General features: G+C 63.0%; 10 protein-coding genes. 4 read left to right on the top strand and 6 right to left on the bottom strand.

Annotated features, from left to right (window positions below; translation table 11 throughout):
- Window positions 1-29: 29 nt before the first annotated feature.
- Entirely contained in the window at window positions 30-632 is a 603-nt protein-coding gene (locus tag ABQM86_RS11940; RefSeq protein WP_369744513.1) for a Vms1/Ankzf1 family peptidyl-tRNA hydrolase, read from the top strand.
- Here the strand turns inward: ABQM86_RS11940 and ABQM86_RS11945 are convergent.
- The 3 genes from ABQM86_RS11945 to hisS form a co-directional block, all read right to left on the bottom strand.
- Window positions 629-1,465, bottom strand: a complete 837-nt coding sequence (locus ABQM86_RS11945; protein ID WP_369744514.1) for a GNAT family N-acetyltransferase — start codon at window positions 1,463-1,465, stop codon at window positions 629-631. The two genes, ABQM86_RS11940 and ABQM86_RS11945, sit on opposite strands and share 4 nt — an antisense overlap.
- An 82-nt stretch (window positions 1,466-1,547) precedes the next feature.
- Window positions 1,548-3,341: an aspartate--tRNA ligase gene (gene aspS, locus ABQM86_RS11950; RefSeq protein ID WP_207593681.1), complete on the bottom strand. Its 1,794-nt coding sequence runs from the start codon at window positions 3,339-3,341 to the stop codon at window positions 1,548-1,550.
- A 111-nt stretch (window positions 3,342-3,452) separates the two neighbouring features.
- Window positions 3,453-4,799 carry a histidine--tRNA ligase gene (gene hisS / locus ABQM86_RS11955; RefSeq protein WP_207593682.1) on the bottom strand — a complete coding sequence of 449 codons (1,347 nt, stop codon included), beginning with the start codon at window positions 4,797-4,799 and terminating at the stop codon, window positions 3,453-3,455.
- Between the two features lie 208 nt (window positions 4,800-5,007).
- On the opposite strand from hisS, the gene ABQM86_RS11960 reads away from it, so the two are divergent.
- The 3 genes from ABQM86_RS11960 (at window position 5,008) to ABQM86_RS11970 (ending at window position 8,147) form a co-directional block, all read left to right on the top strand.
- Window positions 5,008-5,802, top strand: coding sequence for a peptidylprolyl isomerase (locus tag ABQM86_RS11960; protein ID WP_369744515.1), 795 nt, complete (start codon window positions 5,008-5,010; stop codon window positions 5,800-5,802).
- A gap of 66 nt (window positions 5,803-5,868) precedes the next feature.
- On the top strand, window positions 5,869-7,449 hold the full coding sequence (locus ABQM86_RS11965) for a DUF349 domain-containing protein (RefSeq protein WP_369744516.1): 1,581 nt from the start codon (window positions 5,869-5,871) through the stop codon (window positions 7,447-7,449).
- Window positions 7,450-7,547: 98 nt separating this feature from the next.
- The gene (locus tag ABQM86_RS11970) at window positions 7,548-8,147 is read left to right on the top strand and encodes a hypothetical protein (protein ID WP_207593685.1); all 600 of its coding nucleotides are present in this window, start codon (window positions 7,548-7,550) and stop codon (window positions 8,145-8,147) included.
- On the opposite strand, the gene ABQM86_RS11975 is transcribed toward ABQM86_RS11970, so the two are convergent.
- From ABQM86_RS11975 to secD, 3 genes are all read right to left on the bottom strand, one after another.
- The gene (locus ABQM86_RS11975) at window positions 8,144-10,537 is read right to left on the bottom strand and encodes a bifunctional (p)ppGpp synthetase/guanosine-3',5'-bis(diphosphate) 3'-pyrophosphohydrolase (RefSeq protein WP_207593686.1); all 2,394 of its coding nucleotides are present in this window, start codon (window positions 10,535-10,537) and stop codon (window positions 8,144-8,146) included. The two genes, ABQM86_RS11970 and ABQM86_RS11975, sit on opposite strands and share 4 nt — an antisense overlap.
- 162 nt (window positions 10,538-10,699) lie before the next feature.
- Window positions 10,700-11,689, bottom strand: coding sequence for a protein translocase subunit SecF (secF, locus tag ABQM86_RS11980; protein WP_207593687.1), 990 nt, complete (start codon window positions 11,687-11,689; stop codon window positions 10,700-10,702).
- Complete coding sequence (secD, locus tag ABQM86_RS11985) at window positions 11,689-13,440, bottom strand: protein translocase subunit SecD (protein WP_207593688.1); 1,752 nt, start codon at window positions 13,438-13,440, stop codon at window positions 11,689-11,691. The genes secF and secD overlap by 1 nt, the downstream gene beginning before the upstream one ends.
- Window positions 13,441-13,495 lie beyond the last annotated feature (55 nt).

Here is a 13,495-nt window from a genome sequence, read left to right on the forward strand (position 1 = left end):
TCATAGTTCCAGCAAAGGAGACATCCACCATGGACCGCCGAGCATCTGCCCATCGCCACCAGGCCATCCGGACCGCTTTGGTGTCCGCCACCAGGTTGCCGGGCTGGGTGGAACGGTTCGCGGCCGGCCACGGTCCCGTGGTGGAAGACCTCTACGACGGCGGCCTCCTCCTGCGCGCAGCCGACGGAGCCACCGCGCTGCTAAAGGCGCCATGGCCATCCGACGGACGCCCCGGCCGGGGAAGCAGCGAACTCCACCGCCTCGCCTCATTGGCCGCCCAGGAACGCGGGCTGGGCCTGGTGCTGGTCCGGCGCGGCGGTTACGCTGTGGCCTCGGCCAGCGGCACCACCATCATCGCTTCCAAGAGCGGGAACCGATTCATCGATGCCAGGTCCACGGCGGAACATGCGGCCAGGATCTTCACGGAGCACCTGATGGAGTACATCGTGCCCGGCGGAGACAGGGCCTTGGTGGATCAGGTTCTTGCGCAGCCCGCCCTCAAGGCCTTCACAGGCCGCACACGGCTGGCATTCCTGGACATTCAGGAGATCAAATCCGCGGCCCTGCAGAAAGCGGCAGCAGACGCCTGCTCGATCCGGATTACTGTGACTGATCCGGGGGCGGCGGGTTAGCAGCCGCTGAGGGCACGTTTCAGTGGAGCCTGCCGGTACAGGTAGCTGCCGTGGTCCACGAATCCAGCCTGCGTGTACAGCGCCTGTGCCCCGTGGTTGGCGGCCGTGACCAAAAGCCAGACCCCCTTGAGATCCCGCCCAGCACCGGCATGCAGCAACGCGGCCAGCACCTGGGCGGCGTATCCGCGCCGGCGGTGCCTGGCAGACGTCGCCATACCGTAGATACCACCCCAGCCATCAACCAGGGCGAGGCGCCCGACGGCGGCGGGGACGCCGTCGTCGTCCCTCACCGTTGCGTACAGCGCCGGGCAGCCGGTGAGGATCCTGTGAGCGACCGATAATTCGGCCTCACCCCCGCGGCCATCGACGGACCACCAGAGACTGAGCCATTCCTCAGAAGGCAGTTCGAGCATCTCCACCGTCGGTTGGCAGGACGGCAATGAGTCCAGGCCGCGGAGCATGATCTTCGTTTCGGACTGCCGGGTGAAGCGGCGGCGGTCCAGGAGATCATTGAGGGCAGCACTGCGGGAGTCATCGAACACTTGGAAAATCAATGGCAGACGGCGGCGCCGGTACCACTCCGATGCGGCGGTGACGGATCGCTCAAGGTCAGCGGCAGACTCCAGGCCGGTGGCCACTGCATGACTTTCTGCACTGCCTGCACTTTTTGCACTGTCTGCCGGGTTGGCCGGCCACACAGAATTGGCCCGTTGCGTCACCCCGTTTGAAGCACGAAGCACCCACTTCACCGTGCCTTCGCCAACAAGGTCTTCACGCTCAAGGGCCGGCCAGGCCTTATCCATGAGCGTTTCCAGCACGGTTTGCTCCAGCATCCGGCAGCACCTTTCGTTGAGGGAGTCTTGGGGAGAAACGCCAAAGGCCCTCCACCGGAGTGGAGAGCCTTTGGGTGACCGTTTAGACGGTGGTGGTTTCCGGCTTGGCTGCAGGCTTGGCTTCCGGCTTGAAGTCGACGCCTGCCTCCTTGCGCTGCTGCGGAGTGATCGGTGCAGGAGCGGCAGTCAGGGGGTCGTAGCCGTTGCCCGACTTCGGGAACGCAATAACATCGCGGATGGATTCCACACCGGCGAGCAAAGCAACAACGCGGTCCCAGCCGAGGGCCATTCCGCCGTGCGGAGGTGCACCGTACTTGAAGCCCTCCAGCAGGAAGCCGAACTTGGTTTCGGCGTCTTCCTTGTCAAGCCCCATGAGCTGGAAGACCCGTTCCTGCACTTCGCGCTGGTGGATACGGATGGAACCGCCACCGATCTCGTTGCCGTTGCAAACGATGTCATAGGCATACGACAGTGCGGATTCCGGGTCCTGGTCGAAGGTGTCCAGGAATTCCGGCTTGGGCGAGGTGAACGCGTGGTGCACAGCCGTCCACTGCCCTCCACCCACAGCTACGTCACCGGAAGCGACAGCTGCGGCGGCGGGCTCGAACATGGGAGCGTCCACGATCCAGACAAACGCCCAGTCGTTGGGGTCGATCAGGCCGGTACGGTGACCAATTTCCACGCGGGCAGCACCGAGCAGGGCGCGTGCCGCTGACTTCTCACCGGCGGCGAAGAAAATGCAGTCACCAGGCTTGGCGCCCACGGCGTCGGCCAGTCCGGCACGCTCTTCTTCCGTGAGGTTCTTGGCAACGGGGCCGGCGAGCTCGCCGTCCTCCTTGAAGAGCACGTAGGCGAGGCCCTTGTGTCCGCGCTGCTTGGCGAATTCCTGCCAGCCGTCCAGCGTACGGCGGGGCTGCGAAGCTCCGCCGGGCATGACCACTGCGCCGACGTACGGTGCCTTGAACACGCCGAAGTTGGTGTCCTTGAAGAACTCCGTAAGCTCAGTCAGCTCCACACCGAAGCGCAGGTCCGGCTTGTCCGAGCCGTACTTGGCCATGGCATCCAGGTACGTCATGCGGCGGATCGGGGTGGGGATCTCGACGTCGATGAGCTGCCACAGAGCCTTGACGATTGCCTCGCCCAGCTCAATGACATCGTCCTGGTCCACGAAACTGGCTTCGATGTCGAGCTGGGTGAACTCCGGCTGGCGGTCCGCACGGAAATCCTCGTCGCGGTAGCAACGGGCAATCTGGTAGTACTTCTCAAAGCCACCCACCTGGAGCAGCTGCTTGAAAAGCTGCGGCGACTGCGGCAGGGCGTACCAGGAACCCGGCGCCAGGCGTGCCGGGACAACGAAGTCGCGGGCGCCTTCCGGCGTCGAACGCGTCAGCGTGGGTGTCTCAATTTCGACGTAGCCACGCTGGTGCAGCAGTTCGCGGGCCACACGGTTGGCCTCCGAACGCAGACGCATGTTGCGGGCGGGGCCGGGACGACGAAGGTCCAGGTAACGGTGCTTAAGGCGTGCTTCCTCGCCAACTTCAACGTGTTCGTCGATCTGGAACGGAAGTGGCTCAGAGGTGTTGAGGATGACCACCTTGTCAGCGATCACCTCGATGTCACCCGTCGCCAGAGCCGGGTTTTCGTTGCCTTCGGGACGCTTGTTGACGGTACCCGTCACCTGCAGGACGTACTCGTTCCGCAGGCCATGGAAGACCTCTTCCTCACGGACTACCACCTGGGCGACACCGGACGCGTCACGCAGGTCAACGAATGCAACGCCACCGTGATCACGGCGGCGGCCCACCCAGCCGGCCAGGGTAACGGTTTGTCCAATGTGCTCGGAGCGAAGTGATCCGAGGTCATGTGTGCGCAGCACAGCATTCCTTTCAGCATGAAATTTATAGGGACCGCTGCAATGGCGGTCCCGTCCGAGTTTACCCGCCCCGGCCGCGGCTCCCGCCAAACGGCGGAACAAGCGATGCCGGTATCAGGCGGTGGTGACGCGGACGTGCAAGTCCTCTTCCGCCGGCGTCCATTCTGCGGGGTCGGCGTCAACCTGCTCACCGGTGCGGATGTCCTTGACCTGGTGTTTGCCGTCGTCGTCGGTAAACCACACAAACGGGATACCGCGCCGGTCGGCGAACTTGATCTGTTTGCCGAACTTCTCGGCTTTTGCAGCAACTTCGGTCGCGATGCCCCTCCCCCGCAGTTGTGCCGCGATATCCTGCGCGGAAGACCAGCTGTCGTCCGTATTCAAGGCAACCAGGACCGCTGTGGGGACCGAGCGCGATGCCGTCGCCAGTTCCTGGCTAAGGATGCGCGATACGAGGCGCGTCACACCGATGGAAAGGCCGACGCCGGGGAACTTGCGGTTGCCCTTGCTGGCCAGGGCGTCATAGCGGCCACCGGAGCAAATGGAACCGAGCTGCTCATGGCCCACCAGCACGGTTTCGACGACAGTTCCGGTGTAGTAATCCAAGCCGCGGGCGATGCTCAAATCGGCAACCACCTTTCCCGGGGCACGCTGTACGGCCGCCTGGATGACCTGCTCCAGCTCGTTGAGCCCTTCCTCAAGGAGCTCATCGGTGACGCCCAGGGCGCGGACCTGCTGGACGAAGGAGGTGTCCTCAGTGCGGATACGAGCCAGTTCCAAGGCCAGTCCGGCTTGCTCGTCCGTGGCACCAAGCTCGCTCTTCAACAGCTCTGCCACCCTCGCAGCGCCGATCTTTTCCAGTTTGTCGATGCTGCGCAGGACCCCGGCAGTGTCCGCCAGGCCGATCCCGCGATAGAAACCCTCGGCCAGCTTCCGGTTGTTGATCCGGAGCCGGAAGTCCGGAATCGGCAACGCGCTCAGCGCCTCGGCAATGACCAGGGCTATCTCGACGTCGTAGCGGAACGGAAGCTCGCCGTCGCCCACCACATCGATGTCCGCCTGGGTGAACTCACGGGCGCGGCCTTCCTGCGGCCGCTCGCCACGCCACACCTTCTGGATCTGGTAGCGGCGGAAGGGGAACGCCAGGTAGCCGGCGTTCTCCACCACGTAACGGGCGAAGGGAACAGTCAGGTCGAAGTGCAGGGCCAAGGCGTTGGGATCCGCTTTATCTGACTTCGCAGCCTCACCCTCGTCATCCTGGAGCCGGCTCAGCCCGTAAACCTCTTTGTCGATCTCGCCTTTGCGGAGCAGCTGCCCCACAGTTTCCACTGCCCTGGTCTCGATGGACGAAAACCCATGCAACTCGAACGTCTTGCGGAGCGTATCCAGCACGTGGAGCTCCACCAACCGCTCCTGGGGAAGCCACTCGGGGAATCCGGACAGGGAGGCGGTACGTGCCATGGTGGAAATGTCTCCTCGAAGAAAGCTGACGCTGGTATGGGACCCACAGCTTTAAAACGCCCGTACGGCGTTTACAGGGCGGGCGTCCAGCCGGTCATGCATAAACTATGTGCGGCAGCCAGTTTATGCTTTCCGCGCGTGCACATCTAATGCAGCATGCCCGGGTTCCTGTCGGCGGCCCCGGAAGTGGACACAATCAGGAGGACTCTTGGCAACAAGGTCGCGGGATGACCGCGAAGCGAAACGGCGCATCAGGCAGATGGAAGCCAAGCGTGCCCTGCGGCAGGAACAGGGCAAGCGGCGCAAACGCGACAACACCATCGCCGTTGGCGCAGGCGCCGCAGCGGTGGTTCTGGCCGTCGTGCTGCAACTGACGGTCTTCAGCTCCAACCCCACCGAAGCGGAGTTCGCCGCAGCAGAAGCCGGGCTCAGCTCTCCGTCCGCTTCGCCGTCTGCGTCTAACAGTTCGGACATTCCCAGCCCGGACACAGCCGCTGGAAAAACGTTCACCGGCGAGCTCGCGTTGAACAGCGGAGTGGTCGGCGTTGAACTGGACGGAACGGCTGCACCCCAGGCCGCGGCAGTGTTCAAGTCACTCAGCGACTCCAGCTACTACAACGGGAAGTTCTGCCACCGCCTGACGACCTCGGAAACCTTCGGGCTGCTGCAGTGCGGCGCCCCGTCCGAAGACGGCGCGGACGACCCCAACTACCGATGGGGTCCGCTGGAAAACACGCCCGCAGACAACAAGTACCCTGCGGGGACGATAGCCGTGGCCCGCAGCGGGAACAACGCCTATGGCAACGGGCACCAGTTCTTCATCGTCTACAAGGACACCACCATTCCTGCTGACACGGCCGGTGGATACACCGTAGTGGGCAAGGTAACCAGCGGGCTGGACGTAGTTACCAACATCGCCGCCGCAGGCCTGAAAACCGGCGAAAGCACCAGTGACGGCGCCCCTGTGGCACCTGTCACGATAGACTCGTTTTCTCTGAAGTAACCAGCTCCAGGCCCCGGCCCGGGGTGCATTACCTGAGCAGTCCCTCCAAGCGAAAGACTTTTAGCGGTGACAGACAGTCAGAAATCCGACGAAACAGCAGTAGTGGCCAACGAAGAAGAAGCAGTCGAGGCGACCAGCCCCGACCATGTGGAAACCTCCGTCGCGCCGGCAGCTGCACAAGAACCAGCGCCTGTTGATGAGGCAGCAGCCGGGGCCGAAGCAGCAGCCGGGGACAAACCGGAACCTGCAGCGACGCCCGAGGCCGAATCAGCCGCAAGTGAGCCGGCCGCACCGCGACCTGCCCCGTCCGCTGCCCCAACACCTGCAGCGCTTGCGGCCCGCCCCAAGGCTCCCGCCGCCGTCGTTCCCGCTGCCCCGGCCGTGTCCGCCGCGTCGCTCGCCGAGGCAGCCAAGTGGGGCCGCGCCGAAGGCGATGGCCACGTGTTCCTGACGCTGGATGGTGACGAGATCGCCGTCGGCCAGTACCCGGGGGTCAGTCCCGACGAAGCCCTGGGTTACTTCGCCCGGAAGTTCGACGACATTATTGCCCAAGTGGTCCTGCTGGAACACCGTGTTGAGTCCAAGGCCCCGGCCACGGACATGCAAAAGACCGTCACTCATCTCCGCGAACAACTTGCAGAGCGCACCATGGTGGGCGATATCCGGTCTGCGGAAGCACGCCTGGACGCCCTTTCCACCCAGATCGTGGAGCTGGAAAAGTCGGAGAAGGCAGCACACGAGGCTGTGCGGGCCGGCGAACTCGCTGCACGTGAAGCAATAGTGTCCGAAGCCGAATCCATTGCCGGACAGGATCCTGCCCAGATTCAATGGAAGACCTCCAGCGCCCGCATGAACGAGTTGTTTGAAACCTGGAAGGCGGCGCAGAAGAGCGGCGTACGCCTGGGCCGCAGCAATGAGGACGCATTGTGGAAGCGGTTCCGTTCGGCCCGCACAGTCTTTGACCGTCACCGCCGCGCCTACTTCTCACAACTTGACAGCAACAATTCAGCAGCGAAGTCCGCCAAGGAAGCGCTGATTGCCGAGGCCGAGGCCCTCTCCTCTTCCACCGATTGGGGATTTGCCGCCGGTGAATACCGCAGGCTGATGGACCAGTGGAAAGCCACCCCCCGGGCGAGCCGCAAGGATGACGACGCACTGTGGGGCCGCTTCCGCGCCGCCCAGGATGTCTTCTTCAGCAACCGCCAGGCAGCCAACGACCAGATCGACCAGGAGTACACCGCCAACCTGGTGGTCAAGGAGCAGCTGGTAGCTGAAGCGCAGGCCCTGCTTCCCATCAAGGACCTAAACGCAGCCAAGAAGGCCCTCCAGTCCATCAGGGACCGCTGGGAAGATGCCGGCAAGGTTCCGCGAGGGGACATGGGTCGCATCGAGGCCGGACTCCGCAAGGTTGAAGACGCCGTCAAGGAAGCCGAAGAAGAGAAGTGGCGCCGGAGCAACCCGGAGACCAAGGCGCGCACCAACAGCGCCCTCTCGCAACTCGAAGCTGCCATCGCCGGCCTTAAGGATGACCTCGAGAAGGCTGAAAAGGCAGGCGACCAGCTCCGCATCAAGACTGCCCGCGAGGCCTTGGAGGCCCGCCAGGCGTGGCTGGACCAGATTCAGCGCTCTGCAAGCGATCTCGCCTAGCGCTTCTGGCAAGGCACTACCGCAGGCTCCGTTCCGGTTATCCACATAACCGGAACGGAGCCTGTACTGCTTGGGCGGCGGCGCGGAATGATCAGTGGATGGACCCCGCTGCCGCCGCCCCGCACCTATCGGAGCCGGCCATCCCAGAGCTGTACTCCCCCCATCGGATCTTTACGTGGAACGAACTCCAGGGCATGGCCTTCGACGGCATCCTGCTGCCGCTCTACGGGAAGAGTTACGCCTCGCCGGGCACCGCTGTCACCCATCGCCTCCGGGCCCGCGCAGCAGCCCTCACAGTTCCGGAACGGATCCGGACCAAAGTAGTTGCCGGCCGCCTCACGGCCGCGTGGATCTACGGCTGCGCGAACCCTCCGGAGCGCCTGTCGCTCCTGGTTGATGCGAAGCACCGCATTTCAAGTCTGCGCGGAAGCACCGCCTGCAGCCTCCACGAGGTCCGGCTTGGTCAAATGGACGTAGTGAGTCTGGGCGGGATGCTGGTGAGCAGCCCGCTCCGCACCGCAGCTGACATCGCCTTGCACGTGGAAAGTGACCGCGCCCTGCCTGCCCTGAGGCGTCTCCTGGCCAAGGACGACCTGGGAATCCGGTTGAGACTCCTCACGCTGGCCGTGGAGGCAACACCGCGCGTTCCCCACAAGCGGCGTGCGCTGGCCACCCTTGCACACCTTGCTTCCGGCTAGCTGCGCCGCCTGTTACCCGTGGTGCGGTAGACATCAAAGACGCCATCAATGCGGCGTACGGCATTCAGGACGTGGTGCAGGTACTTGGGGTCGCCCATTTCGAAAGCGAACTTCGAGATGGCAACCCTGTCGCTCGAGGTGTGGACCGAGGCAGCGAGGATGTTCACGTGATTTTCGGACAGAATCCTCGTCACGTCGGACAACAGGGATTTACGGTCCAACGCCTCCACCTGGATTTCCACCAGGAACACACTCGACTGCGTGGGAGCCCATTCCACTTCCACGATTCTGTCCGGTTGGTCCCTGAGCCCCGAAACGTTGGTGCAATCGGTCCGGTGGACGGAGACGCCCGAGCCACGGGTGACGAATCCCAGGATGGGGTCCGGCGGAACGGGTGTGCAACAACGGGCCAGTTTGACCCAGACGTCTCCCACACCGCGGACGATGACTCCGGAGTCCGAGAATTTGGACTTGGCAACCTGCGTCGGAATGCTGACTTCGTCGAGGTCTTCATCCGGAGTCTCGTGGCCGCCCAAGTGCTCGACGAGTTTTTCCATCACGGATTGGGCGGAGGTATGTCCATCGCCCACCCCTGCGTAGAGCCCGGAGATATCTACGTAGTGGAAGTCCTCGGCCACCGCAGACAAGGCGTCGTGCGTCATAAGGCGCTGCAAGGGCAGGTTCTGCTTCCGCATGGCCCGCGTCAGCATGTCCTTGCCGCGATCGATTGCTTCTTCGCGGCGTTCCTTGGTGAACCACTGGCGGATCTTGTTGCGTGCACGTGCCGACTTGACGAAATGTTGCCAGTCCTGGCTGGGACCGGCCCCTTCGGCCTTGGACGTGAAGATCTCCACCCAGTCGCCATGGTTCAGCTCACTGTTGAGCGGGACCAGCTTGCCGTTGACGCGGGCCCCGATGGTCCTGTGGCCGACCTCCGTGTGGACGGCGTAGGCAAAATCGACGGGAGTCGATCCCGCGGGCAAGGCCATGACCTCACCCTTGGGGGTGAAGACGAAAACTTCGCGTGCATTAATCTCATAACGCAGCGAGTCCAGGAACTCGCCGGGGTCCGACGTTTCCTGCTGCCAGTCCACCAACGACCGCAACCAGCCCATGTCCCCATCGCGGGGGCTGCCGGGGCCCTGCGCCGTGCGGTTTGGCTGGTCCTTGTATTTCCAGTGTGCTGCCACACCGTACTCGGCCCGGCGATGCATCTCATGGGTTCGGATTTGAATCTCCACGGGCTTGCCGCCCGGGCCGATCACCGTGGTGTGCAGCGACTGGTACATGTTGAACTTGGGCATGGCGATGTAGTCCTTGAACCGCCCCGGAAGGGGATTCCATCGCGAATGCAGGGTACCCAGAGCTGCGTAACAGTCCCGGACCGAGTCCACCAGGACGCGCACGCCCATGAGGTCGTTGATGTCGTCGAAGTCCTTATCCCGGACGATCATCTTCTGGTAAATGGAGTAGTAGTGCTTGGGACGCCCGGTGATGGTCGCCTTGATCCGGGCCGTGCGCAGATCATCAGCTATCTGGTTGCGGATGACACTGAGGCTCTTCTCGCGCTCCGGCGTGCGGTCCCCCACCATGCGCACGATTTCCTCGTACACCTTGGGATACAGGGCAGCGAAGGACAGGTCTTCGAGCTCCCACTTGATGGTGTTCATGCCCAGTCGGTGAGCCAGGGGGGCAAAGATCTCCAGCGTTTCACGAGCCTTGCGGGAGGAAGACTCAGCGGAGACAAAGCGCCACGTACGGGCGTTGTGCAGGCGGTCGGCCAACTTGATCATCAGGACCCGGATGTCCTTGGCCATGGCCACAACCATCTTGCGGACGGTCTCTGATTGCGCGGCTTCGCCAAAGCTGACCTTGTCCAGCTTGGTCACGCCGTCCACCAGCATGGCAACCTCGGGACCAAAATCCCTCGTCAGGTCAGCGAGTGTGTAGGGCGTGTCCTCCACGGTGTCGTGAAGCAACGCCGCTGCCAGGGTGGTTCCTGTCATTCCGAGTTCAGCCAGGATGGTGGCCACGGCAACCGGATGGGTGATGTAGGGATCACCACTCTTGCGTTTCTGGCCCTGGTGGCTTCGCTCCGCAACGGCGAAGGCCCGCTGGATCAGGTCAAAGTCCTCTTTGGGGTTGTTGGCCCGCACTGTCCGCAGCAAAGGTTCGAGGATCGGAGAATACGGAGCCACGCCACGACCGGTCAGACGGGCCAAACGGGAACGTGTACGCTCCCGACGGCCCGGGAAGGTTGGACGCGCGCCTGGGGTATCCACCGGCACAGCTCCCGCAGTCCGTCCAGCCATGCTTGTTGCTGGAACCGCCACAGCATTGTGGCCGTCTTCCCCGCCCGCCGGTGGTGCCGACGTCGCACGTTCTTCCACAGAAGTACCCCTCACAACCGAATAATTCTCTAAGTCTATTCCCGTCAGTGAATGCTTCTGCAAATGGGCAGCACATGACGCACGGGACGGGCAAGTCAAAGAGCCGGTCCCCGCGTAACTGCGGGGACCGGCTCCTTGGTCAAACAGAGGAGTTGCCAGGGCCTAGACGGTGACCTCGGCCCGGCGGTGGGCTACCTTCTTGGCCTGCTTTACGAGTTCCGGTTCACCTTGGCGCAACCAGGCGTACAGGGGCGCCGCGATGAAGATGGTGGCTGCCGTACCGATGAGGATACCGACGAACAACGCCAGCGAGAGGTCACGCAGCGTGCCCGCACCCAAGAGACCGGCGCCGATGAAGAGGATCGCTGCCACCGGGAGCACGGCCACCATCATGGTGTTGATGGAGCGGACCAGGGTTTGGTTGACGGCCAGGTTGACCTCTTCGGCGAATGTACGGCGGGTGGAAGTCGAGATATCGGCCGTGTTCTCGCGGATCTTGTCGAAGACCACGACGGTGTCATAGAGCGAGTAGCTCAGGACCGTCAAGAAGCCGATGATGGCCGACGGCGTCACCTCGAAGTCGCTCAAGGCGTAGACACCCGCTGTGGTGAACATTGTGACAAGCATGCCCACGAGGGCCGACAACGACATCTTCCAGGTTCTGAAGTACAGCGCCATCAGGACAGCCGCCAAACCAACGAACACCACCAGGCCGATGAGCGCCTGTCGCGTGACATCCTGACCCCAGGTGGGACCCACAAAGTTGGACGTCACTTCATTCTCGGTAACGCCATAGGCGCTGGTAAGGCCGTCCTTGATGCGGTTGGTCTCATCATCAGTGAGCTGGTCCGTTTGGATCCGCATGGTGTTGCCCGCGACGTTTGCCACGCGCGGGATGGCGCCGGGTACGACGTCGTGCACAGCTTTTTCGCCAAGGCTGGCGTCCGTGGTGCTCACGTTGGAGACGGTGAACTCCGAGCCGCCCCGGAACTCGATGCCAAGGTTGAAACCGCCCTTGGCCACCGGAATGAGGATGGACAGGGCCACCGCGACGGCCGCAATGATGAACCAGATCTTCTTCGAATTGACGAAGTTGTACGAGCGCTTGCCCGTGTACAGCTCATGGCCGAAGGTTGCGAAGCTCGTAGTCATTACTTCTCCTCCTTGGTTGCCTTGGAGGAACCAGTCAACTGGCCCTTCTCGGCAAGGCGCCGTTCGGCGATGGTCATGCGACGTTCAGCTTCAGCCACTGCGCCGGTGTTCCGCGCACGGACAGCCGGGGGCTTCTCGTCAGGTGTACGGAGCCGGCCCGCGCCACGGTACAAGGGAACTGCCCCAAGACGGTCCGGGGAAAGGCCCGAGAATCGGTGGCCTTCCCCGAAGAACTTGGTGCGCGCCAGAACCTGCAGCATGGGGTGGGTAAACATGAACACGACCAAGAGGTCGGCGAGGGCTGTCAGGCCCAAAGTGAAGGCGAAGCCGCGCACGTTGCCGACAGCCACGAAGTAAAGCACCAAGGCAGCAAGGAGGTTGACCGCCTTGGAGGCAAGGACAGTTCGCTTGGCCCGCTTCCAGCCGTTTTCGACGGCGGATACCAGTCCGCGGCCTTCGCGCAGTTCATCGCGGATACGCTCGAAGTAGACGATGAACGAGTCAGCGGTCTGGCCGATGGCCACGATCAAGCCAGCCACGCCGGCGAGGGAGAGTCGATAGTTCTCGGTCCAGCCGAGGATCGCGATGGCCAGATAGGTCAAGACGCCGGCCACCACCAAGGAAGCGATGGTGACAAGGCCCAGGGCCCGGTATTGGAAGAGGGAATAGACCACCACCAGCAGCAAGCCGATCATGCCGGCCAACAACCCGAGCCGGAGCTGGTCCCCACCCAGGGTGGCCGAAATCTGTTCCTGTGACTGGATCTCGAAGCTGATGGGCAGGGCACCGTAACGGAGCTGATCGGACAGCGCTTTGGCAGTAGCCTGCGTGAAGTCACCCGTGATCTGCGGGCGTCCGTCGGTGATCACTGCCAGGGAACGCGGTGCGGAAATGACTTTGTCGTCCAGGACAATGGCGAACTGGGATTTGGGATCTTCAGTTCCCTGCGCCTGGGCCGCCACATAGTACTGGTTGAGCCGCTCGGTGACGGCCTTGAACTTCTCGGTGGCATCCCCGTTGAAGACGATGTTCACACCCCAGGAGTTGGTGACCGAACCCTGGGCGCCCTGCACCTGGGAGAAAGTGGAATCGCTGATGTCCTGGCCCCGGACTTCTACCGGTCCAAGGATGTACTTGAGGGCCGGAGTCTTGGCTGTGGCAGCTTCGCAGGTGACAAGGGGCTTGGCCGGATCGGAGCGTTCACGCCTTTCCGTCGAAGGATTGACGCAGTCAAGTGCTTCAAATTCCTTCTGGACTTCGGGGGTGATCCAATTGACATCACTCGCATTGGCCGGCTCCGCCGTCGGCTTGTTCAGCTGGTCATCCGGTGTGCGTGATTCCACCGGGACGGCCGCGGGATCGCCGTAGGTGATGACAGGCCGGAAGTTCATGTCGGCCGAAGCCTGGATCAAGTCGCGGGTTTCCTTGGACGGTGTACCCGGGAGGCTGACCACAACATTGCGGCCGGACTGGGTGCTGATCTCTGCTTCAGCAACACCCGAGCCATCAACCCGCTGACGGATGATGGCAACTGCCTGGTTGAGCTGCTCTTCGTTGATCTCGCTGGATCCGTCAACCCTGGGCGCCAGGATCATCTGGGTACCGCCCTCGAGGTCCAAGGCAAGCTTGGGTGCCCAGCTGGCATTCCCAGTCAAAACTCCGCCACCGAGGACAGCTGTGAGTACAACGAATATTGCTCCAAGCCAGGTCAGCACCCTGCGGGCTGAATTTTTGGGGCCGGTCCGTGCCATTATCGATCTTCCTGTTATCGCCGGACAGCCGCCGGCCAACGCTTGTGAGCGTCTG

The sequence above is a fragment of the Paenarthrobacter sp. AMU7 genome, from assembly GCF_041200195.1.
Lineage (GTDB): Bacteria > Actinomycetota > Actinomycetes > Actinomycetales > Micrococcaceae > Arthrobacter.